Source organism: Halorubrum sp. Boch-26 (assembly GCF_029889805.1).
In the GTDB taxonomy this organism is placed as follows: domain Archaea; phylum Halobacteriota; class Halobacteria; order Halobacteriales; family Haloferacaceae; genus Halorubrum.
The window spans coordinates 35,614-57,944 of sequence record NZ_JARANT010000002.1; the positions used below are offsets into that span (position 1 = coordinate 35,614).

Annotated in this window: 22 protein-coding genes, 1 tRNA gene and 1 pseudogene; 15 read left to right on the forward strand and 9 right to left on the reverse strand. The window is 68.7% G+C overall.

The window, feature by feature from the left end:
• Nucleotides 1-35: 35 nt before the first annotated feature.
• Nucleotides 36-109: transfer RNA gene (locus tag OQF71_RS00595), tRNA-Lys, on the reverse strand.
• A gap of 133 nt (nt 110-242) precedes the next feature.
• Here OQF71_RS00595 and OQF71_RS00600 point away from each other — a divergent pair.
• From OQF71_RS00600 to OQF71_RS00620, 5 genes are all read left to right on the forward strand, one after another.
• Nucleotides 243-1,262: a TAXI family TRAP transporter solute-binding subunit gene (locus OQF71_RS00600; protein ID WP_280585103.1), complete on the forward strand. Its 1,020-nt coding sequence runs from the start codon at nt 243-245 to the stop codon at nt 1,260-1,262.
• A gap of 7 nt (nt 1,263-1,269) precedes the next feature.
• Nucleotides 1,270-1,770, forward strand: a complete 501-nt coding sequence (locus tag OQF71_RS00605) for a DUF1850 domain-containing protein (RefSeq protein WP_280585105.1) — start codon at nt 1,270-1,272, stop codon at nt 1,768-1,770.
• A gap of 96 nt (nt 1,771-1,866) precedes the next feature.
• Nucleotides 1,867-4,566 (forward strand): TRAP transporter fused permease subunit, encoded by a 2,700-nt coding sequence (locus tag OQF71_RS00610; protein WP_280585107.1) that lies wholly within the window; start codon nt 1,867-1,869, stop codon nt 4,564-4,566.
• A gap of 101 nt (nt 4,567-4,667) precedes the next feature.
• The gene (locus OQF71_RS00615; protein WP_280585109.1) at nt 4,668-6,131 is read left to right on the forward strand and encodes a DHH family phosphoesterase; all 1,464 of its coding nucleotides are present in this window, start codon (nt 4,668-4,670) and stop codon (nt 6,129-6,131) included.
• Between the two features lie 110 nt (nt 6,132-6,241).
• Nucleotides 6,242-6,454: a hypothetical protein gene (locus OQF71_RS00620; protein WP_280585110.1), complete on the forward strand. Its 213-nt coding sequence runs from the start codon at nt 6,242-6,244 to the stop codon at nt 6,452-6,454.
• A gap of 57 nt (nt 6,455-6,511) precedes the next feature.
• Here the strand turns inward: OQF71_RS00620 and OQF71_RS00625 are convergent, their stop codons facing one another.
• Together OQF71_RS00625 and OQF71_RS00630 are read right to left on the reverse strand one after the other, a co-directional pair.
• Complete coding sequence (locus tag OQF71_RS00625; RefSeq protein ID WP_280585111.1) at nt 6,512-7,486, reverse strand: NDP-sugar synthase; 975 nt, start codon at nt 7,484-7,486, stop codon at nt 6,512-6,514.
• 80 nt (nt 7,487-7,566) lie between these two features.
• Nucleotides 7,567-7,860: pseudogene (locus OQF71_RS00630) on the reverse strand (DUF5779 family protein); the annotation flags it as partial.
• A gap of 115 nt (nt 7,861-7,975) precedes the next feature.
• Here OQF71_RS00630 and OQF71_RS00635 point away from each other — a divergent pair.
• Both OQF71_RS00635 and OQF71_RS00640 read left to right on the forward strand, forming a co-directional pair.
• Nucleotides 7,976-8,674, forward strand: coding sequence for a thioredoxin domain-containing protein (locus OQF71_RS00635; protein WP_280585113.1), 699 nt, complete (start codon nt 7,976-7,978; stop codon nt 8,672-8,674).
• A 134-nt stretch (nt 8,675-8,808) separates the two neighbouring features.
• Nucleotides 8,809-9,072: a DUF2892 domain-containing protein gene (locus OQF71_RS00640; RefSeq protein ID WP_280585114.1), complete on the forward strand. Its 264-nt coding sequence runs from the start codon at nt 8,809-8,811 to the stop codon at nt 9,070-9,072.
• Between the two features lie 8 nt (nt 9,073-9,080).
• Here OQF71_RS00640 and OQF71_RS00645 read toward each other — a convergent pair whose 3' ends face one another.
• On the reverse strand, nt 9,081-10,310 hold the full coding sequence (locus OQF71_RS00645) for a glycosyltransferase family 2 protein (protein WP_280585115.1): 1,230 nt from the start codon (nt 10,308-10,310) through the stop codon (nt 9,081-9,083).
• Between the two features lie 312 nt (nt 10,311-10,622).
• Here OQF71_RS00645 and OQF71_RS00650 point away from each other — a divergent pair, with 312 nt between their 5' ends.
• From OQF71_RS00650 to OQF71_RS00665, 4 genes are all read left to right on the forward strand, one after another.
• Entirely contained in the window at nt 10,623-11,873 is a 1,251-nt protein-coding gene (locus tag OQF71_RS00650; protein WP_280585117.1) for an MFS transporter, read from the forward strand.
• A gap of 52 nt (nt 11,874-11,925) precedes the next feature.
• Entirely contained in the window at nt 11,926-12,699 is a 774-nt protein-coding gene (locus OQF71_RS00655; RefSeq protein ID WP_280585119.1) for a prephenate dehydrogenase, read from the forward strand.
• 25 nt (nt 12,700-12,724) lie between these two features.
• A complete protein-coding gene (locus tag OQF71_RS00660) occupies nt 12,725-14,185 on the forward strand; it encodes a methyltransferase domain-containing protein (RefSeq protein ID WP_280585121.1) in 1,461 nt (486 codons plus the stop codon).
• Nucleotides 14,186-14,367: 182 nt separating this feature from the next.
• Nucleotides 14,368-15,222, forward strand: a complete 855-nt coding sequence (locus tag OQF71_RS00665; protein ID WP_280585122.1) for a ZIP family metal transporter — start codon at nt 14,368-14,370, stop codon at nt 15,220-15,222.
• A gap of 79 nt (nt 15,223-15,301) precedes the next feature.
• On the opposite strand, the gene OQF71_RS00670 is transcribed toward OQF71_RS00665, so the two are convergent.
• The gene (locus OQF71_RS00670) at nt 15,302-16,036 is read right to left on the reverse strand and encodes an SOS response-associated peptidase (RefSeq protein WP_280585123.1); all 735 of its coding nucleotides are present in this window, start codon (nt 16,034-16,036) and stop codon (nt 15,302-15,304) included.
• Nucleotides 16,037-16,141: 105 nt separating this feature from the next.
• On the opposite strand from OQF71_RS00670, the gene OQF71_RS00675 reads away from it, so the two are divergent.
• On the forward strand, nt 16,142-16,903 hold the full coding sequence (locus OQF71_RS00675; RefSeq protein ID WP_280585126.1) for a ribonuclease H-like domain-containing protein: 762 nt from the start codon (nt 16,142-16,144) through the stop codon (nt 16,901-16,903).
• Nucleotides 16,904-16,933: 30 nt separating this feature from the next.
• Here OQF71_RS00675 and OQF71_RS00680 read toward each other — a convergent pair whose 3' ends face one another.
• Nucleotides 16,934-17,932, reverse strand: coding sequence for a polymer-forming cytoskeletal protein (locus OQF71_RS00680; RefSeq protein ID WP_280585127.1), 999 nt, complete (start codon nt 17,930-17,932; stop codon nt 16,934-16,936).
• Between the two features lie 170 nt (nt 17,933-18,102).
• Here OQF71_RS00680 and OQF71_RS00685 point away from each other — a divergent pair, with 170 nt between their 5' ends.
• From OQF71_RS00685 to OQF71_RS00695, 3 genes are all read left to right on the forward strand, one after another.
• Nucleotides 18,103-18,285, forward strand: a complete 183-nt coding sequence (locus tag OQF71_RS00685; protein WP_123112021.1) for a DUF5786 family protein — start codon at nt 18,103-18,105, stop codon at nt 18,283-18,285.
• Nucleotides 18,286-18,393: 108 nt separating this feature from the next.
• Nucleotides 18,394-18,591 (forward strand): DUF5800 family protein, encoded by a 198-nt coding sequence (locus OQF71_RS00690; RefSeq protein ID WP_144798661.1) that lies wholly within the window; start codon nt 18,394-18,396, stop codon nt 18,589-18,591.
• 155 nt (nt 18,592-18,746) lie between these two features.
• On the forward strand, nt 18,747-19,550 hold the full coding sequence (locus OQF71_RS00695; protein WP_280585134.1) for a MarR family transcriptional regulator: 804 nt from the start codon (nt 18,747-18,749) through the stop codon (nt 19,548-19,550).
• A gap of 41 nt (nt 19,551-19,591) precedes the next feature.
• Here the strand turns inward: OQF71_RS00695 and OQF71_RS00700 are convergent, their stop codons facing one another.
• The 3 genes from OQF71_RS00700 to OQF71_RS00710 all read right to left on the reverse strand — a co-directional run bounded on the left by OQF71_RS00700 (nt 19,592) and on the right by OQF71_RS00710 (nt 22,095).
• Complete coding sequence (locus tag OQF71_RS00700; protein WP_280585135.1) at nt 19,592-20,686, reverse strand: radical SAM protein; 1,095 nt, start codon at nt 20,684-20,686, stop codon at nt 19,592-19,594.
• Nucleotides 20,687-20,926: 240 nt separating this feature from the next.
• Nucleotides 20,927-21,457, reverse strand: coding sequence for a PH domain-containing protein (locus OQF71_RS00705; RefSeq protein ID WP_280585136.1), 531 nt, complete (start codon nt 21,455-21,457; stop codon nt 20,927-20,929).
• Nucleotides 21,454-22,095 carry a PH domain-containing protein gene (locus OQF71_RS00710; RefSeq protein WP_280585137.1) on the reverse strand — a complete coding sequence of 214 codons (642 nt, stop codon included), beginning with the start codon at nt 22,093-22,095 and terminating at the stop codon, nt 21,454-21,456. Before OQF71_RS00710 ends, OQF71_RS00705 begins: the two co-directional genes overlap by 4 nt.
• Nucleotides 22,096-22,331: the final 236 nt, after the last annotated feature.

Below are 22,331 nucleotides of genomic sequence, written 5' to 3' on the forward strand. Positions count from 1 at the left end.
TGTATCAGTGAGGCCTCTACCTTTTATTAACGGAGCGGGCCGGGCGCGATTTGAACACGCGACCGACGGATTAAGAGTCCGTCGCTCTCCCTAACTGAGCTACCGGCCCTCATCGAATTCTACCGCTGTCGAACTAAAAGACCTTTTCATTCGACGGCGCTGAATCTCCGTCCGGCGTCGATCGTGGCGGTCGCAGTCGCATGGGAAACCGTTTTTAACTCCTGTTGTGTACTACGTACCGTATGTCAGACAACACAAACAACGAGCGGATCGACCGGCGGACACTCCTTCGCGGCGCGGCCGCGGCGGGCGTCGTCGGCATCGCCGGCTGTTCCGGCAACGGCGGCGACGGAAGCGACGGGAGTGACGGAAGTGACGGCAGCGACGGCAGCGACGGCGGCACTGACATCATCCGCTGGCACGCCGGCGGTACCGGCGGGACGTACTTCCCGCTGTCCGGCGAGTTCGAGGGAGTCATCGAGAACCAGACCGACTACCCGGTCGAGGTCTCTTCGACGGGCGCGTCAGTCGAGAACGTCGGCAGCCTCGGCAACGGCGACGCCGACTTCGCGCTGATCCAGAACGACATCGCCTACTTCGCCCGCAACGGCGAGGGGCTCGACGCCTTCGACGGCTCGCCGGTAGAGAGCCTCCGCGGCGTCGCGACGCTGTATCCGGAGACCATCCACGTCCTGATCAACCCCGACGCCGACGTCAGTTCGCTCTCCGACCTGGAAGGGATGCGCGTCAACACCGGCGACCTCGGCAGCGGGACGCAGGTGAACGCGCTACAGATCCTCGAGTCGGCGGGCGGGCTCACTACCGACGACTTCGACGAGCAGAACACCGACTTCACGCAGGCGGCGAACCAGCTCCGCGACGGCGACGTGGACGCCGCGTTCGTCGTCGGCGGCTGGCCCGTCGGCGCGGTCGAAGAGCTCGCGACGACGACCGACGTGCAGATCCTCAACATGTCCGACGAGGAGCGGCAGGCCGCCCGCGACGACGCCTCCTGGTTCGCGGACGACACCATCCCCGCAGGCACCTACGAGGGCATCGACGAGGACGTCAACACGGTCTCCGTCCAAGCGATGATCGCGACGCGCTCGGACTTCTCGGCTGACACCGTCGAGGCGGTCACGGAGGCCATCTTCGAGAACCTCGACCAGCTGTCGATCAAGACGGACTTCATCAGCGTCGACTCGGCGCAGGACGGCATGTCCGTCGAACTGCACGAGGGGGCGGCCCGTTACTTCGAGTAACGTGGTCATGGGAGTGCGAACGTCGTCGATCGGCGGGAAGACGCTTCTCGCCGCGGTCGTGGCGGCGCTCGCAACCCTCGCGGTCGTCGGCGGCATCGCGCTCGGCGGCGGCGCGGACGCCGTAACCGGCGGACAGACGCTCGTCGTGACCGACGAGGACGGATCGGAACTGCTTGCTGCTCCCGTCGACGACGAGACGGAGATCGTGATCGAGTACACCCACAGCGTCGAGAAGACTCTCGTTCGGGACGTGTACGTCCCGTCCGACGACGGACTCGTCATGACGCGGATGGCGTTCAGCTCGTTCGGCGCGGGGCTCCCGTCGCAGGCGGACGTGACGGAGCGCGACGGCCGATACATATACGAACCCCCCTCGGCGACGTACGAGACGCTCCACCTCAAGACGGGTGCGGTCGCCGACCACGACCTGATCGTCGGCGACGAGCGGTACGACATCGCGGCAATGAGCGACAGCGGGGCGGTCGAACTGACTATCGAGCGGCGCTGACGCCGGGTCACGGGGCGGTACGCTGGCGGCGCAACAGAGGCGGCGGCCGATCCGAACGCGCGGCAGAGGCGACACACACAGGAGGACACTACAACTGTGACGACAAACACATCGGACACGATCGAACCGGACCCAGAGGGGAGCGAGGCGGCGAAAGACGTCTTCGAGGAGATCGACAACCGGCGATCGCTGACGGGGGTCCCGTTGGTCGCCGTGGCGATCGTCGGGATCCTCTTCTCGGCGTTCCAGCTGTGGCTGGGCGCCCGCGGATTCGTCTTCGAGTTCACGATCCCCGGCTTCGGGGTCGTCGAACTCGCGTCGCTCGCGTCGCTGCAGATCCGGGCGATCCACGTGAACTTCGCGCTCGTGATGGCGTTCCTCCTGTTCCCCGGAGCGACGGAGACCGGGGCGATAACACGACGGATCGGCTCGCTGCCGGCGGTGGCTCGAGACCGCGTCGGCGACTCGCCGGTGACCCGGATCGCGGAGCGGATCCGCGGGGCGGTCTGGTGGGCGTTCGTCGACGAGGACTCGACGCGGATCACGCCGTCCGACCTCGTGCTGATCGCTCTCTCGACGTTCCCGACGATCTACTACATCACGCAGTACGACGAGATCACGGACATCATCCGCGTACGGGGCCTCGGCGGCGCCGGAGCCCTCGGCGAGGTCGTCCCGTGGCTCTCGTTCGCGGAGGTCGGGTTCCTCGCCGACTACAGCCTCGCGTACCTGATGGGCGTGCTCGCGATCCTGTTAGTGTTGGAGGCGACGCGCCGGGCGCTCGGCCTGCTGCTCACGCTGCTCGTGAGCCTCTTTCTCCTGTACGCGAAGTACGGCTACCTCCTGCCTCGCGACCTGCCGGTGGCCCAGACGTTCGCCACCTCGCAGCTCCGCTGGAACCAGATCGTCCAGAACCTCTGGTACACGGTGGAGGGCATCTTGGGCGTCCCGGTCGGCGTCTCGGTCCGATTCATCTACATCTTCATCCTGTTCGGCGCGTTCCTAGAGATGTCCGGGGCCGGCAAGTGGTTCATCGACCTGGCGTACTCGATGACGGGCACGCGCAAGGGCGGCCCGGCGAAGGCGAGCGTCGTCGCCTCCGGGTTCATGGGAATGCTCTCCGGCTCCTCGGTCGCGAACACCGTGACGACGGGCGCGCTGACGATCCCCCTGATGAAGCGCTCCGGCTACTCGCCGGAGTTCTCCGGCGCCGTCGAGTCTTCGGTCTCCTCCGGCGGACAGATCCTACCGCCGGTGATGGGCGCGGCCGCGTTCCTCATCGTCGAGTACACCGGGACCCCGTTCCGAGACGTGGTCATCGCCGCGACGCTGCCCGCCATCGCCTTCTTCTTCGGGATGTGGGTGATGGTCCACTTCGAGGCCGCTAAGCGCGGAATCGGCGGACTGAAACGGTCCGAACTGCTCGACATCGGGCCGCACATGCGTCGCGGGTGGTTCTACCTCGTCCCGCTCGGACTCCTCTTGTACTACCTCGTGATCGCCCGGCTCTCCGTCGGGCGCGCCGGCTGGCTCACGATCGTCGCGACCGTGGCGCTCATCGCGATGGTCGCCGCCTACAACGAGCGGACCGGAAGCTACCTCGTCGGCGGCATCCTCGCCGGCTACGCGCTGTTCGCCGTCTCGCTGTTCTCGACCGGGGGGACCCCGATAGAACTGCTGTACGGCGCCGAGACCGCCGGCGGCGCCGACGTGGGCATCGGCGCCGCGCTGCGGTCGGCGGCCGCGTCGCTGCCGACCGTGGTGGCGACGATCAGCCTGGTGTTCCTCCTGGCGGACCCGCGCGGGGACGCGCCGCTGCTCAATCTCGACGACGACGTGGTCGAGGCGGGGGCGTGGTTCGATGAGCGGGTCGGTCGGGAAATCGCGGGCTCGCGGGCCGGCCAGTTCGGGTCGTTCGTCCTGAAGGCGATGGACTCCGGCGCGAAGACGGCGACCATCGTGGTCGTCGCCGTCGCCGCCGCGGGGGTCATTCCCGGCGTGATCGGCATCACCGGCCTCGGGGGGAGCCTCCGCGCGCTCATCATCAGCGTGAGCGGCGGGTCGCTCGTCCTCCTGTTGATCCTCGCCGGGCTCGCGGCCGTGATCGTCGGGATGGGGATGCCGACGACGGTGATGTACATCATTATCGTCGTGCTGCTCGGTCCCGTCCTGCCCGAGTTCGGGATCGCGATCTTAGCGGTCCACCTGTTCGTCCTCTACCTCGGACTGATGGCCGACGTGACGCCCCCGGTGATGGTCGCCGCGTACGCCGCGGCCGGGATCGCGAAATCCGACCCCTTCGAGACCGGCAAGCAGGCGTTCCTGCTCTCGTTGAACAAGATCCTCGTTCCCTTCGCGTTCGTGTTCTCGCCCGGGATCCTCCTGCTCCGCACGACCGACGGGCAGGGAGCAGTCCTGACCGGCGCCGACTTCGCAGACCTCGGCTTCTTCCTGCCCGAGGTCGCGGCGCCGATCGTCGCGGTGTTCGCCGGCGTGTACGCGCTCGGCGTCGCGATCATCGGCTACTACCACACCGACGTGCGCTCCGGGTCGCGCGTCTCGCTCGTCGCCGCCGCGGTGCTGCTGTCGGTCCCCGGCATGGTGTTGCTCCCGGCCAGCGCCGCGCTCGGGCTCGCGGGCCTCGACGTCGCGCTCTACTCGGTCACGAACGAGCTCGTCGCCCGCGGCGTCGGCGGGGCGATACTCGCCGTCGGCCTCGTCCGGAACCGGCGGCGCGCGAGCGGCGGAGCGACCGGGCCGGCCGGCGAGGAGTCGCGCGACGCCGTGACGCAGTAGCGTCGCGGTCGCCGCCGGATCGATCGACTCAGTCGACAGTTTCTGGCCGTCCCGGACGGAGAGCGCACTCGTTAAGTGTCGTCCCGGGGAAATCACGTGCAATGAGTAGTGGCGCATCCGGATCGGCGCGGACGCGATACGCGATCCTCGGCTGTGGCAGCGTCGGACACGCCGTCGCGGAGGAGCTGACCGATCGCGGCAAGGACGTACTCATCCTCGACCGCGACGAGAGCCGCGTCGAGGCGCTCCGCGACCAGGACCTCAACGCCCGCGTGCAGGACATCGCCGAGCCGGACGTCGTCGACGCGCTCGACGACCGCGACATCGTGTTGATCCTCGCCAGCGACGTCGAGGCCAACAAGGCGGCCGTCTCGGCGATCCGAGAGGTCGGCGGCGACCACTACCTCGTCGCCCGCGCCTCCGACCCGGTCAGCGAGGACGAGCTTCGGGAGCGCGGCGCCGACGTGGTGATCAACCCTTCGACGGTGATCGCCGACAGCGCCCTCCAGTCGCTCGAAACCGGCGAGCTGGAGTACATGGCGCGCCAGCTCGCGGAGATCATCGAGGAGGGCGGCGGCCGGATGGCGATCCTGACTCACGACAACCCGGAGCCGGACTCGATCGCGTCGGCGACCGCTCTCCAGGCGATCGCGGACGCGTTCGGCGTCGAGGCCGACATCCTCTACTCCGGTGACGTGGGCCACCAGGAGAACCGGGCGTTCGTCAACCTCCTCGGGATCGACCTCGTGGCGCGGTCGGACGCGGACGACCTCTCGGAGTACGAGACGGTCGCCGCGGTCGACCTCGCGAAGTCGGCCGACGACGGCTTCGACTTCGACGTCGAGTTCGACGTGTACATCGATCACCTGGAGGCGGACGTTCCGTTCGACGCCCGGTTCGTGGACGTGCGGACGAACGTCTCCTCGACGTCGACGATCCTCACGAAGTACCTCCAAGAGTTCGACCAGTCACCGACGGAGGCGGTCGCGACCGCGCTCCTGTACGGGATCCGCGCCGAGACGCTCGACTTCAAGCGAGACACGACGCCCGCGGACCTGACGGCGGCCGCCTACCTCCACCCGTTCGCGAACCACGACACGCTCGAACAGGTGGAGTCGCCCTCGATGAGCCCCGAGACGCTGGACGTGCTCGCGGAGGCGATCCAGAACCGCGAGGTACAGGGGAGCTACCTGTTCTCGACGGCCGGCTTCATCCGGGACCGCGAGGCGCTCGCGCAGGCCGCCCAACACCTGCTCAACTTAGAGGGGATCACGACCACCGCCGTGTTGGGGATCGCCGACGACACCATCTACCTCGCCGCGCGCTCGAAGGACATCCGCCTCAACATCGGTAACGTCCTCGACGAGGCGTTCTCAGAGATGGGCGACGCCGCCGGCCACTCGACGCAGGGGTCCCTCGAGATCCCCCTGGGCATCTTCACCGGCATCGAGTCGAGCGGCGACAATCGCGACACCCTCCTCCACCTCACCGAGGAGGCCGTCCGCCGGAAGCTGTTCGACGCGCTCGGCGTCGAGGGCGGCGGTGACAGCGGAAACGGGTCGTAGCGATACGATCCATCGCAGGTGCGGAGACCGCGACCGCACCTCACCTCGATCGCCGAACCCGTTTTACTCGTCGGGCCCGTATCTGCGACGCGCGAAGCGGCGCGACCGTCATGCACGTTCCGGAGGACCCCCCCACGACCTGTCCCGCCTGCGGCGACCCCTACGAGTCGGTGTCGCGCCACGCCGACGGGTTCGTCGTCAACCTACTCGACAACGAGCGGTACCAGCGGGTGTGCTTCGATCCCGCGAGCGACGGCGGCGACCCCGCGCTCGACTGTTATCACCACACGCACGGGAAGGCCGACGGCTCGGTAGGCGAGTAGCCGGAGAGCCGAAACGACGACCGAGAGCGACGGGAGGCGTTTCGGGATCGCCGCCCGCTAGAAGTCGTCGCCTCGGGTGATCGAGGTGTACGAGCCGATCAGCGCGCCGGAGAGGTCGACGCCTTCCAGCGTGACGCCCTTGTCGATCACGGAGTTGCGGACGTCGGAGTCGGTGATCGTCCCGTTCGGGAAGACGACGGAGCGGTCGAGCGTCGAGTCGGTGACGGTCGCGCCCGACATGACGTGGACCACGTCGCCGAGGTCGGAGCCCTCGACGGTCGCGTCGTCGGCCACGAGCGTGCCGCCGTCCAAGGCGTACTCGACCGCGTCGAGGTAGCTGTCGGCGGTGCCGATGTCGAACCACGCGCCGTCGAAGGTGTACGCGTGGACCGCGCCGCGCTCTTGGAGCCACTGGAGGAACCAGCCCGGCTCGTCCGGGTTGTTCCCGTCCGAGAGGTACGTCGAGAGGTCGGGCAGCGTCTCCGCCGGGAACGCGTAGCACGCGATGGAAACGAGCGTGCTCTTCGGGTCGTCCGGCTTCTCTTGGAAGTTCACGACCTCGTCGCCGTCGAGCTCGACGAGCCCGTACGACTTCGCGCGCTCGCGGTCCTCGACGTCGTAGGCGGCCAGCGTCGGCGTCCCCTTCGACTCGAAGAAGTCGGCGAAGTCGCCCAGATCGAAGCTGATCATGTTGTCGCCGGCGACGACGATGAGGTCGTCGTCGACGTCCTCGCGGTCGACGAGCTGTTCGAGCGCCCCCACGACGCCGAACTTCTCGTCTTCCGCGACGGTCTCTTCGACCGAGAGCGTCGGCTTCTCGAACGGGCTCTCGGCGAGGTACTCGTCGAACGTGTCGGCGAAGCGCTCGTTCGTTGAGACGAACACCTCGTCGACGCGGTCGTCGGCCTCGAGGTCCTCGAATATCTCGTCGATAACGGTGTTGTCGCCGACCGGTAGGAACATCTTCGGTCGGTGCTCGGTGATCGGCCAGAGTCGGGTGGCGTAACCCCCCGCGAGTACGACGGCTTTCATATCACCCCCGTCTCGCCGCGGTGACATACTTCTTTTGCTCGTGTCAACCGCCGAAAACGCGGATCGGGACGTCGATCTCAGTCGCTCAGGCGTTCGGTGTCGATGCTCACGCCCGGGGGAGTGACCACGAGGAACCCGCGGAAGTGCATCAGCTCGCCGCCCATGTCCTTCACCTCGCGGGCGAAGCCGGCGGCGAGCTCGTTGAGGTCGCCGTCGATCGACAACACCAACGTGTTGCCGTAGTCGACGCTGCGGACCCACTCCTCGGGATCGGTGGTGCCGTCGAGGACGCCGAGGACGACGTCGCCGCCGGCCGCGAACGCCTCGTCCATCTGCTCTTCGGCGTCGCGCAGGTCGAGGTCCCAGTCGCTCATACCACAGGGTCGCGAGGCGCCGGCAAAAACGTTCGGACGCGAGCCACTCCGCTCGGGTGCGGGACCCCGCGGTCGTCGCGGAGTGGTTAAGTGCGATCCGGCCCGAACGGCGAGTATGGAACGCACGCGGCGGTCCCTGATCGCGGGCGCGGCGTCGGTCGGCGTCGTCGGCGCGACGGGATGTCTCGGCGGCGGAGGCGGCGGCAACGGCGGCACCGACGGCACCGACGGCACCGACGGCGGAAACGAGCTCGACACGGGCGAGTACGACTGCGACCTCTCCGAGCCGTCGGACCCGGATCTCGAGTTCCGACCGGTCCTCGGTGACCCGGAGTCCGACGTCGTCGTGCAGGCGTTCGAGGACTTCACCTGCGGTCACTGCGCCACCTACAAGCTCGACCACTTTCCGACGATCCGCGAGGAGTTCATCGAACCCGGTGAGGTGCGCTACGAGCACTGGGACTTCCCGATCCCGGTCGACGAGACCTGGGCGGTCCCCGTCGCCAGCGCGGCCCGCGGCGTCGGCGCTCGCAACGGCTCGGAGGCGTTCTTCGCGTTCGCCTCGGCCGCCTACGAGTCGCAGGGCAGTTACAGCGGCGAGGCGATCGGCGCCGCCGCGGAGGCCGCCGGCGCGGACCCCTGTGCCGCCATCGCCGACGCCCGGTTCGCGGCATACGAGGAGGCGTCGATGAGCGACCGGAGCGAGGGCGAGTCGATGGGCGTCTCCGGGACGCCGGCGATCTTCGTGAACGGCGAGCCGGTCGACACCTACGAAGCGGAGACGATCGCGGCGGCGATCGACGAGGCGTTGTAGTCGGGGACGCCCCAATGGTCGTGGCGGTCGTTCCGTCATCGAGCCGTCAGTTGAACACGGTTCGAATCTCTTGGACTGCCGATCGTCGTTGTATCCGATTGATATTTATCCACAAAATGCGAATATACGGTGACATGGCTGGGAGAAACCAGAACGTCGGCCGCCGCGATCGGATCGCACGGGCGGTGCTGACGCCGGTCACGGTGGCAGCTACCCTCTGGCTCTATTATTCGGTTCCCCGCAACCCGCTTACGCTGGCGGTCATGGGCGGGTTGGTCTTCCTCGCGTTGGCCCTCGGAATCGGTGCCGTTACGGGTACCTGTGGGATTTACGCCGCGCTCGGCGTCGACACCTGTCGCTGTGAAGACGAGTACACCGGCGGGAGTACGTGGGGGTAGCCGGTCGTTCAGTCGTTCGCTGACGGCGTCGTGGCGTCTGCGTCATCGTCAGTTGCCGCGACTTCCTCGTCGAGATCCGGATTCAGTTGCTTGAGCGTCTCCACGCTCACCCGTCCTGGCGTCTTCTCCGTGATCTCGAAATCGCTCGCCGGCCGGAGCAGCCCCCAAAACGCCCCGACTGCGTGCAGTGTCACTGCGAGCGGTGTCAACGCGATGTAGACGGGCCACAGCTCGGGGTACTTTCGGTATTCGATTAGCCCGGCGACCATGTACACGAACAGCATACTCAACAGGGCGACGGAGACCACCTGATAGATCCCGTGTTGCGGGACGAGATCGGGATAGAGGAACGCCAAGACGGACAGCAGCGGGATCACGGGAGACAGCGTCCAAGTGATTATCCGCGCGGCCTGCAGGGGGAGGTATCGACGCGGCAGGCGGTACACCTCCCGTAGGGTCCCGGACATCCACCGCCGTCGCTGATTGAACATCTCCCGAACAGTGGGCGGGGCCTGGTTTCTGAACCGCTTGTTCAACAGGCGGTACTCGAAGCGCCCCCTCTGCCGATCGACGTGCTCAGCCGCCCGCCAGATGAACGTCGTGTCTTCGGTGATGGTCGGGACGTCCCACGTGACTTCGTCTTCGAGTTCGGCCCGGACGGCGACGCCCCCGCCCCACGCGTAGAGGGGATACGCCATGCGGTGGAACGCGCGCTGTTCGCGCTGATAGCCGACCCGGAACACCTCACACAGGTACACCAGCCAGGATCCGGTCCGGAGAGGGTGTTCCGTGATCTGGACGAGGTCGGCGGCCGGCAGTCCCTCGAAGTCGACCAGGATGCTGTCCTCGTCGAGGTACAGGATGTACTCCTGATCGCAGCCGACGTACCGGCGGGCCCACTCGATGGCTCGGCCCTTCTTCTGGGCCTGACTCTCGAACTCGTCGGGAACGACGTGGACGTCGGCGCCGTCGATATCCATCTCCGCCTCGGCTATCACTTTCGTCCCGGCTACTCCGTCGGGTACCGAGTTCACGGTCACCTGCACGGTCGACGGCGAGTTGTACGTCAGAATACGCACTTGGATGTTATCCAAGTCGATCTCGTTCTCGTCGTCGGCCTGCCAGCCGTACGCGAGGACCGTCACTTCGAGCAGCCACCAGAGCGAAGAGAAGCTATACAACAGGAGCGTACCCCAGAACACGAGGGCGACGGCTGTTGCGGCGAGCGGTTCGATCATCGACAGCGATCAACTCCGACCGTTACGTCGCTTGCGGTCCGTTCCGATCTCATTCGTTGGTCTCCTTCGGTCGTCGATATCGGTCGGGTCCGGCGTGGGTAGATCTCGCCGTCCGCGGCCGTCGGTCGCCGGCGGATGCCGGTTGGCCTGCTGACCACTACGCGCCGATGATTAAAATATCCGGGGCACGGCGGGAGGGCGTCGGCGTTCCCACCGACCGTTTCGACGGCGCCGGAACGATCGATTCGTCGCGGGGGTGGCTCTCCCCACGGAGCGTCGTTCTTTTGCCCTTTCGACCCGTCTCATGCTCTAATGAGCGACGACGACCGCGGGGAGCGACGGCTGCTCGGCGCCGTCGTGCTCGCGGTGCTGATCTCGCAGGTGCTCCTGTATCCCGGCGTCCCGGCCCTCGTGGTCGCGCTCGGTGCGCCCGCCGGCATCGACGCCGGGATGTGGTTCCTCGTCGCGGAGTTCGGCGCGTTCGTCTCCTTCGCGGTCGTCTGGGGCGCCGCCAGCGACGCGCTCGGCAAGCGGGTCCCGCTGATCGTCGCCGGGGCGCTCGGCGGCGCGGCCTCGTACGTCGCGCTGGCGGCGCTCCCGGGACTCGGCCTCGGCTTCCGGGCGGCGCTCGCCGTCCGCGTCGTCGGCGGCGCGCTCACGATCGGCGCGTTCTCGCTCGCGATCACGTCGCTGATGGACCTCCGCGGCGGCAACGGCCGTAACATGGGCGCCGCCGGAACCGCGATCGGGCTGGGCGCGGCGGTCGGGGCCGTGGTCGGCGGCGCGCTCGCCGACCTCGATCCCTTTTATCCGTTGTACGCCGGCGCCGCGGTGCTCGCTGGGGCGGGCCTGCTCGCGGCGAGGGTCGACGACCGGGCGGTGGGACGCGCGAAGGTAACTGGGGAAGACGGCGACGACGCCGGGTTCCGCGACGTGCTCGCTCGGGCGCGGACGACCCGCGGGCTCCTCGTCCCGCTGGCGTTCGGGTTCGTCGACCGACTCACGGCCGGCTTCTTCGCCTTAGTGGGCGTCTACTACTTCCAAGACCCCGGCACGTTCGGGCTCTCGGCCGCCGGCGCGGGGGCGACGCTCGCGCTCTTCTTCGTCCCGTTCGCGCTGCTCCAGTCGCCGTTCGGGTCGCTCTCGGACCGTGTTGGGCGCTTCCTCCCCGTCGTGGTCGGCTCGATCGCGTACGGGGTCGTCACGGTCGGCGTCGGCGTCGCGCCGATATACCCCGTTGCAGCTGGTTTGATGACCCTCGTCGGGGTCTGCGGCGCGCTGATGGCGCCGGCGACGATGGCGCTCGTCACCGACCTCGTCGAGCCCGAGGCCCGTGGCGCGGCGATGGGGCTGTTCAACGTGTTCGGCTCGCTCGGCTTCCTCGCCGGCTTCCTCGTCGGCGGGGGCGCCACCGAGGCGTTCGGGTACACCCCGGCGTTCCTCGCGGTCGGCGGGCTGGAGCTCGCGATCGCGCTGGCGCTGCTCCCGGCGGTGCGGGCGATCGCGCCCGGAGATGGCCTCCTCGGCCTCCGCGGCGGCGCCGAGCGGTCGACATCGAAGTAGGTCCCCGAGTCGAGCCTTTTTAAGCCTCGCGCGCCCTCCGTCCGGACAACCGATGGATCTACTCGTCGCGGGCGCGGGCGAGATCGGCCGGTGGATCGCCGACGCGGTGTCGGCCGACGAGTCGCCGGTGGACGCGACGGTGGCGTTCGCCGACCGCGACTCGGACGTCGCCCGCGACGCCGCCGCTTCCCGGGACGCGAGGGTGGTCCCGACCGACGGCGACACGACTCACGACGCGGTGTGTCTCGCGGTGCCGATGTCGGCGGTCCCCGCGGCCGTCGAGGCGTACGCGCCCCGCGCGGAGCGGGCGATCCTGGACGTCTCCGGCGAGATGACCGACGCGGTCGCGGCGATGCGTGAGCACGCCCGAGGCCTGGAACGCGCGAGCTACCACCCGCTGTTCGCGCCGCCGCGCGTCCCGGGCAACGTCGCCTGCGTCGTCGATGAGGGCGGCCCGGTCGTCAAGGGCGTCTCGGCCGCGATAGAGGCCGGCGGCAACGAGGTGTTCGAGACGACCCCGGCCGAGCACGACCGGGCGATGGAGACGGTACAGGCCGGCGCGCACGCCGCCGTCCTCGCGTGGCGACTCGCGGGCGACGACGTGCGCGAGGAGTTCCACACGCCCGTCTCGGCAGCGCTCGACGAGGTCGCCGACACCGTCACCGAGGGCGCGCCGGGCGTGTACGCCGAGATCCAGCGCGCCTTCGACGGCGCCGACGACGTGGCCGTCGCGGCCCGCGAGATCGCCGACGCCGACGCGGAAGGATTCACCGACCTGTACGAGGCGGCCCGCGGCGAGCGCGAGGGACGGGAGCGACACGAGTGAGCCGACCGATGACGACAGTGATTTCATGACAGACAGAGACGCGGTCCGGAACAACGCCAACTACCTGCGCAACGTCAGACCGATCGACCCCGAGGAGATCGCGGAGTACATCGAAGGGAGGCCGCACCCGGCGGTCGTCCGCGAGACGCTCCGCGAGGAGGCGTTCGGCCTCCGCCTGCGCGAGCGCGACGACGGGAGCTTCGAGCCCGTCCCGGAGGGACCGATACCCGACCCGGGATGGGCGCCGACCGCGTTCCCCGAGGCCTACGCGTTCGCCTTAGAGGACCTCCTCGTCGCCGAGTTCGGCGCGAACTGGCACCGCGGCGAGTCGGGCGCGGAGCTCCGCGAGGCGGTCAGGCGGCTGAAGACCGACTACCTCTACGAGAACGAGGTGGAGTACGACCGGGTGGCGGCGCTCGGCTACGCGATCTACCACCTCCCCGCCTACTACGCGACGATCGGCTACGTCCTCGACGACCTCGTCGAGAACGGGCTCATCGACCGGACCCTTCGCGTCCTCGACGTGGGCGCGGGCGTCGGCGGGCCCGCGCTCGGCCTCCACGACTACCTCCCCGACGACGCCGTCGTCGATTACCACGCCGTCGAGCCGAGCGCCGCCGCCGGCGTGCTCGGCCGGCTGCTCGGCGAGACCGGCCGCAACTTCCGGGCGGCGATCCACGAGACGACGGCGGAGTCGTACCTCGGCGTCGACGGCGGCTCGGCCGGGACAGGCGCCGGCGACGCGGACGCGGCGGCTGGACCCTTCGATCTGGTCGTCTTCGGGAACGTCCTCTCGGAGCTCTCGGATCCGGTCGCGGTCGTCGAGGCCGCGCTCGACCGCCTCGCCGACGACGGGAGCGTCGTCGCCTTCGCGCCCGCCGACCGAAACACGGCGATGGGGCTCCGAGAGATCGAACGGGAGATCGTCACGCCGACGAGCGACGTGGAGACGTACTCGCCCACGCTCCGGCTCTGGCCGGACGCGACGCCCGCGGACGGCGGGTGGTCCTTCGACGTCGCCGACGACCTCGAAACGCCGCCGTTTCAGCGGCGGCTCGACGAGGCGGCCGAACGCGGATCGACCGACGAGCCGGGCGAGTTCCGCAACGTCGACGTTCAGTTCGCGTACGCGATCGTCCGACCCGACGGAAAGCGCCGCGTCGACGTCCGGGCGAGCGACGACCGCTGCGGGCGGATGGCGGACTCGGAGGATCACGTCACCGACCGCGTGAACCTGCTCGCGGTGAAGCTCAGCCACGACCTCAGCGACGGGGACAACGCCCTCTACCGCGTCGGCGACGGCTCGCAGACGGTCGACCACTACCTCGTCTGCACGCGCGAGACCGTGCTCAACGAGGACCTCCGGCGGGCCGACTACGGCGCGGTCGTCTTCGTCGAGAACGGGCTCGTCCTCTGGAACGACGACGAGGGCGCGTACAACGTCGTCGTCGACGACGAGACGGTCGTCGACCTCGTGGCGCCCTGAACCGGCCGCGGCCCCCATCGCGGAACGCGTCTCTCTCAGGCCAGGTCACCGCGGTCTCCCGGCGAACGCGCCGTTCGCGGAGTCACCCCCGAGACCGGCTCCGTCCGCACCGTCGGCTTCGATACCGATCTCCTCCGAAGGATGTGCATAGGTATAAGCGTCCCATCGATAAACGGCGTGCAATGGCGTTTGGACTCACCGAGGCGTTCGTCCGAGTCGCCGGGACGTCCCCAGTGATACAGGCACTCGCTGGTGGCCTCGTCATCTCCCTGCTGAATCTCTTCGGCGCGTCGCTTATTCTGGTCTGGCGGGACCCATCTGAGCGGGCCCTCAACGGTCTGCTTGGATTCGCGGCCGGCGTAATGCTCGCGGCGGCGTTCACCAGCCTCATAATCCCCGGAATCGAGGAGTACTCCGGCGGAAACCCCGTCCCGACGCTCATCGGTGTGGGGATCGGCGCGCTGTTTCTCGATCGGGCGGACGCGCTGGTTCCCCACGCGCACTACCTCTTAACCGGCTCCCGTCGAACGGACGCGGCGAAACCGAACGAGACGCTTCCGGTCACCGACGAGCGGGTGACCGGAGTCGTCCTCTTCATTTTGGCCATCACGCTGCACAACATGCCCGAGGGGTTGGCCGTCGGCGTCGGGTTCGGTGCGGCCGCGGGGGACCCGGCACAGCTCGGGAGCGCGCTGTCGCTGATGGTCGCGATCGGCCTCCAGAACGTCCCCGAGGGACTGGCCGTCTCCGTGGCCGCGATAAACGCCGGGCTCGACCGTCGGCTGTACGCCGCCGTCGCCGGGATCCGGGCCGGAGTCGTCGAGATCCCGTTAGCGGTGCTGGGCGCCGTCGCCGTCGCCACGGTCGAGCCGCTGTTGCCGTACGCGATGGGGTTCGCCGCGGGGGCGATGTTGTTCGTCATTTCCGACGAGATCATCCCCGAGACGCACAGGAGCGGTCACGAACGCGTGGCGACGCTCGGACTCATGGCGGGCGTGATCATTATGCTGTACCTAGACATCGCGTTAGCGGGTTGATCGCTCGTTTCGAACCGAGACCGATCGCGCTGAACTCAGCCTCCGTGCCCCCGCGCCGACTTCGTCGGCTACCGCACGTTCATCCGAGCCGTTCGATCAACTCGGGCGCGTCGACGGCTGGGGAGTTCACCCGCGGCGACACCGGGTGTGCGGTCAGCTCGTCGGCCGGGTACGGGTCCAGCAGCGCGGCGGCCTCGTCGGGGTCGCCGCGGAGCCACGTCTCCTCCTCGTCCGGGTCCAAGATCACCGCCATCCGGTGGTGGAGGTCGGCAACGAGGTCGTTCGGCTCGGTCGTCACGATCGTGAACGTCTCCACCGGGCCGCCGGAGTCGCCGGTATCGGCACCCTCGGCCGACCCGCCGCCGAACGCCCCGAGCCCCGTCTGGGTCGTCTCGGGCTCGGGCGGCTGCCACCGCTCGTAGAGCCCCGCCATCGCGAACGGACGGTCGTCCTCGAAGGCGACCCGGTAGGGGGTCTTCCCGGACCCGCCTCCACCGTCGGGGCCGCCGCCGTCGACCCACTCGTAGAAGCCGTCTGCGGGCACGAGACACCGCCGGCGCTCGAAGGCGTCGGCGAAGCTCCGCTTCTCGCGGACCGTCTCGCCGCGCGCGTTGATGAGGCCGAACGACTCGTCGGCCCACGACGGGGTGAGTCCCCACTCCATCCGGGCCGCGCGGTCCGGCACCTCGTCCGCGATTACGGGGAGCTCCTGCCCGGGCGCGCAGTTGTAACTCGGCTCGACGCCGCCGAAGTCGGCGTCGAATCGAGCTTCGAGGTCTTCGGCGGGAGCGAAAAGCGTGTAGCGACCGCACATTGATACCGACGGTTGGAACTGCCGATACTTAAGTAGCGGTCGGGAGGCGTCCCGTTCCCGCCGGCTCCCGTCGGGTTTTTGCCCGCGCGCCGCCGGGGGGGGAGTATGCGCATCGAGAACAGCTTCATCCCGGTCGAGGGGGTCGGCGAGACGACGGAGCGCCGGCTCTGGCGCGAGGGCGTCACCACGTGGGAGGCGTTCGACCCCGCCGTCGACGTCGCGGGCGTCGGCTCGACCACCGCCGACCGGATCGAGTCGTTCATCGCCGAGGCGCTGACGCACCTCGACGACGGCGACGCGGCCTACTTCGACCGGACCTTCCCGAGCGGGGAGCGGTGGCGGCTCTACGAGAACTTCCGCGGGGAGACCTGCTTCTTCGACATCGAGACGACCGGACTCGACGAGCACCGCGACCGGGTGACGACCGTGAGCTTCCATCGGGACGGGGAGACGACGACGCTCGTCGCCGGCGAGGACCTCACCGCCGACCGCCTCCGCGAGGAGTTCGCCGACGCGGGCCTGCTCGCGACGTTCAACGGCGCGCGATTCGACGTGCCGTTCTTAGAGAGTTCGTTCGGGATCGACATCGAAACGCCCCACCTCGATCTCATGTACCCCTGCAAGCGGATCGGGCTCTCCGGAGGGCTGAAGCCGATAGAGAAACGGATCGGGATCGACCGCGACCGCCCGGATCTGTCGGGGCGAGACGCCGTCCGCCTCTGGCGCGAGTACGAGCGCGGCGACGAGGGCGCGCTGGAGACTCTCGTCTCGTACAACCGCGAGGACACGGAGAACCTCCGAACGCTCGCGGACGTCGTCTCCGAACGGCTCCACGAGGAGGTGTTCGTCGACGCGACCGAGCGCTGAGAGGAACCGAGACCGCCCGCACCGCGCCGGCTACGTCGCTTCCGGATCGGGGTCGACCGGCGTCTCCCTCGTCTCGGATTGCGAGTCGTCTTCGCTCTCGTCGGAAGCCGCGTCGTCCTCGGCGGACGCTTCGTCTCTCTCGGTGGCAGCCCCGTTGTCGTCGATTGCGCCGTCGTCGGTCGCGTCGTCACGCAGCTCCTGCACCAGCCTCATCTCGCCGCGAGCCCGGAGGGCGCCGTCGATTTCGGCGCCGTCGTGGACGACGAGGTCGCCGGCGGAGACGTCGCCGAGCACACGTGCGCCGGCCTCGATGGTGACCGTTCCGCCGCGGGTGGTGACGTCGCCGTGGATGACCGTGTCGGCGCCGACCGTGATTCCCTCGCGGGCCCGCAGGGAGCCGAACACCTCGTTGCGCTCGCCGACGCGGACGGACTCGGCCCGGAGGTTGCCGTGGAGTCGGCAGTCGTCCCCGACCGTCGCGGGCGTCGAGACCCGCCACGCGTCGTCGGAGATCTCGGCGCCGCGCGGGACCAGAAGCGGGTCGCGCACGTCGTCGCCGTCGGCGAGCGCCTCCGCGAGCTCGTCGGCCGCGTCGGTCTCGCCGACCCGCAGGAGCTGCGAGAGGACGATGAAGTAGAAGACGATGGTGGGGACGGGGTTCCGGATGACGATCCAGCCGTTCGCCTCGAACCCCTCCTCGATCGACACGTCGTCGCCGATGTCGAGGTCGCCCGAGACCATCAGCCGGCCCGTGACGGTCACGCGCTCGCCGAGGTACGCGTCCTCGCCGACGAGGACGTTGCCGTCGACGGTACACCACGTGTCGAGCCGGCAGTCCCCCTCGGCCTCGATGTCGCTCCCGACGCGCACGCGCTCGCCGATCGCGACGTTGCGCCCGCGGAGCCCGAACTCCACCGTCGACTGGCCGCCGACGAGCACGTCGCCGTCGACGACGAGATCGTGCTCCTCGACGGTCGTCCCGGACGGGACAGCGAGCTCCTCTATCGGACCGTCTCCTCGCAGCGACACACCGAGTGAACTCCCTCCGCGCGTATAAACCGTGTGGGGAGTCAGACGCACGGCGGACGCCAGCGCGACCGCCAGCGGACGACTGAGCGACTCCGAGTGGACGCGTGCGTCTCGTCCTCGTACCGTCCCCATGTCACTGCCCTTTTGAGTCCGGCACCGAAGGGTCAGGTATGGGATTCGGATCGTACGACGAGAGCGAGCAGAAGGACCAAGACGTGGACACCGACGACGACGACGCCGTCAACGTCCACGAGAACGACCACGACGGCGAGGTGTCCATCGAGGGCGGCGCTTCGACCGACGACCTGGTCGGGCGCCTCTCGGAGATGAAAGACGACGGCGACGACGAGTAGGCGGTCGCTCCCGGATCGCCGACGCGAGACCGGTGCCGGCGACACCTCCGGACGCCGAACCACGGCCGTGTCACGCCCCTTTTATCTGATCACCGCCTACGGCGCTTCATGAGCACCGACCTGACGTTCACCGACGACGGCGTCGACGTCGTTTACGAGGGGACCGAGTTCGAGTTGGAGAAGGACCTGATCGAGGAGGCGACCGGTAAGGGGTTCCGCGACGTCACCGACCACGAGGTGTTACAGATCGTCGCCGAGGAGCCCGAGCTGGACGGCGAACCCGTGCGGATCGGCGACGTCCTGTAGCCCGCTCCCATCGGACAAGCTGACTGCTCTCCAACTCAACTCCAATTGCGCTAGAACCGTTCTAATTTATACGGATCGCGGAGCGACGGCCGCTGACGGGAATGCCTCGTGCGGTACGCAACAACACTTTATTTACGGCCGCCGAACGACCGATAATGACCGAGACAGGTGGGGCAGACTCGCCGGACGTCCTCGAGAACAAGCGGAGCGCGACGCGCTACCAGGTGCTCGTGGAGATCGCGGCCCGGCAGCCGGCCGTGAGCCAGGGCGAGATCGCGGACACGATCGGCGTCACCTCGCAGGCGGTCAGCGATTACGTCCGGGATCTCGTCGAGACGGGCTACGTCGAGAAGGGGGGTCGCGGTCGGTACGAAGTGACGAAGGAAGGCGTCGACTGGCTCATCTCCCGGACCGACGATCTGGAGACGTACCTCGAACGGGTCAACTCCGACGTCCTCGGCAGCGTCGAGGTCGACGCCGCGATCGCGCTCGACGACGTGAGCGAGGGGAGCGAGGTCGGACTGGTAATGCGCGACGGCGTCCTTCACGCCAACCCCGCCGGCGGTACCGCGACCGCGGTCACCGTCACGAGCGCGGCGACGGGGGAAGCCGTCGGCGTCGCCGACTTCGAGGGCGTCGTCGACTACGACACCGGAACCGTCTCCGTGCTCCCCGTCCCGACCGTCACCGACGAGGCTCCGCCCGACGCGGAGGTGGTCTCGGCGCACGTTCCCGACGACGGTCTGCTCGCGGTCGCCGGAACGGAGGCGTACGCGCTCGTCTCGCAGACCGATGTGACTCCGGACATCCGGTTCGGAACCGCCGATGGCGTCGCGGAGGCGGGCATGCTCGGACTCGACGTCCTGCTGGTCGCGGTGACCGACGAGATACCGCGGCACACCTCGAAGCTCCGCGACAGGAACGTCCCGCATCGAGTTCTCGACTCGGACGACCGCTAATCGGCCGCTCGGCTCGGGGCGGGTTCACGCGGTCAGAATTTTCAATCCGCCACGTCCGGGACGCCCGTGCTCTCTCCGTCCAGCGTCGCCGGAAGCTCGCCGTCGTACCCCTCGGGCACGTACGGGCAGAGGGGGTCACTCCCCATCGGGTCCCCCGTCGCCGCGAACGCCCGAGAGCGGCTTCCGCCGCAGAGCTGCCGGAACTCACACGCTCCGCACTTCCCCGCGAACCCGTCCGGGTCCCGGAGCGACTCGAACAGCTCCGCGTTCCGATAGATGTCGACGACGGACCGGTCCCGGACGTTGCCCGCGGACTTCGGAAGGAACCCCGACGGGTACGTCTCCCCGGTGTGGCTGACGAAGGCGAAGCCCCGACCGGCCGTGATGCCGCCGCGACGACGAACCCCGGCGCCGTCGCCGTCGCGCTGGCGTCCGACCCGGCGATAGAACGGCGCCTCGGTGGTCTTGACGCCGAACCGCTCCGCCTCGGCGACGCCGTGGAGCCACTCCATCACCTCCTCGGCGCGCTCCGGCGGGATCGGGTCGAGGATCCGCCCGCGACCGACGGGCACGAGGAAGAAGACGCTCCAGAGCACCGCGCCGAGGTCGCGCACCCGGTCGCGGATCGCCGGGAGCTCGTCGACGGTCTGCGCGCAGACCGTCGTGTTGACCTGCAGCGGGAGGCCGGCGTCGCGGGCCGCTCGCGCCGCCGTCAGCGTGTCCTCGAAGCTCTCTTCGCCGCGGAACCGGTCGTGGCTCTCCCGGGTCGCGCCGTCGATGCTGAGCGCCATTCGCTGAATGCCGGCGTCGGCCAGCGCCTCGACCCGGGCCGGGGTTAGCGACGCCGTCCCGCTCGGCGTGATCGTCATGCGGTGGCCGAGGTCGTCGCCATGCGACACCAGCTCGGTGAGGTCGCCCCGGGCGAGCGGATCGCCGCCGGAGAGGACGATCAGCTGTCCGTCGCCGAACGCCGCTGCGTCGTCGAGGAGCCGCTTCCCCTCGGCCGTCGTCAGTTCGTCGGGGTGGCGCTTCGGCTCCGCGTCCGCCCGACAGTGACGGCAGGCGAGGCCGCACGCCTGCGTCACCTCCCAGATCAGGACGAGGGGACGCCGGTCTACGTCGAAGTCGTCGAACATGGAGCTTCCTCGTCGTACGATCCCTCCCCGCTTATCACATACCCCGAACGTGTTCAGATACCTTTAGTGGCTCCGGGTCCGCCGATACCTCGCCGGCGGTCGCCTCGCCCACCGGATTACCGGACGTGTCCCCCGACGCGACGACGTGGTCGGCGGTCTACACCGCGCGCTTCAGTATCCGCGGGACCACGACGACTTCGGAGACGACTCCCGGCGGAGCCGACCGTTCGTTTCTCGGTCCTATTCGACGCTGCTCCGGATCTCGCGGACGAGCCGCAGCAGCGATCGCCACTGAGCGGTCGTCCCCGGAACCGTATCGTCCGTCCCGCCGCTGCGGTCGGCGACGGTCCTCTGGACCGCTTTCGGATCGCTGACCCGGCGGAACCGCAGGTCGCGGCCGCCGGCGACCTCGATCGTGACCGTTCCGTACCCAAACGCCGACCCGCTGACGGACTGGTTGTACGCGGTGTTCTGTACTTTTTCGAGGGTGACCCGCCGGACTGTCAGTCCTACCACGCCGCGTTTGGCCCAGACGGCGCGGGTGGTGAGCACGTAACTGGTCCGTCGCACTTGGAGCACCGCCCACGCGGCGACTCCGATCCCGAGGACGCCTCCCGCGATGAGCCGCGGATCCACGACCACCGCGGCCGCGATCGCAGCCGCACACACCGCGGCCCCGAAACCGATTCCGGGAAGGGCCGCCGAGAGCCGCGGTCGCCCCCGCCAGACGACGCGCTCGGAATCGCGTCGATACCACCAGTCGTCGCTCATGACTCGTCGGTCGGGAACTCCTCGGTCGGCGCGCCGTCGCCGTCGGTCGGACGACCGCTCCCGGTGCGGTCGTTTCCGTCGTCGTCGCTCACCGCCCGTCGGATCGCCGTGACCTCTCTAAGGATCTCGTTCAGCACGTCGTCCTCGTCCGTCGAGTCCGATTCGCTCTGCCGTCGGCCGTCGACCTCCCTCGCGATCAGCTCTTGGACCGACGCCGGATCCGGAATGCTTCGGAACTGAAGCTCGACGCCCGACCCGCCGGCCGTGCTGACGTCGACCGAGCCGTACCCGAAGGACGCCCCGAGCGCCGACTGGGAGTAGGAGATGTTCTGGACCTTGTCGAACCCGATCTGTTTGACGTCTCTGGAGAGGATGCCCCGCTTGCTGTAGAGCCCGCGATCCGTGACGACGTAGTTCGTGTTCTGATACTGGAGGTACGCCGCCGCGAGGATTGGAACGCCGATGAGGACGAGAGAGAGCGGAATTCCGACGATAAACGCGGGGACGACGCTGTACTTGTGCGGCGTGCTCGCCCACAGGATCGATTCGTCGTCTTCGAGCGTGAGCCAGTCGAGATCGATGTCGGCGGTATCGGACGAACCGCGTCTCGGTGCGTCTTGGAGGGCCTTTTCGGACATACGGGGGGGATACACGGGCGGGTCAGAAAACGATAGCGGCCGCCGCCCGTTCGAGGGGCCGCTCGCGAAGGCGGACTGTCGATCCCGCTTGGATGCCGGTGGTGACGGCGCACGGTCGCTACCGACGCGTGCCGGCCGTAGTCGCTTCGCGGCGCCGTCATCGTCGCATCAGACCGCCGCATTCCGCGCTCGACGAGCGACGCGAGGCCCGTTTCACCGGTCTCGGTACAGTCCGA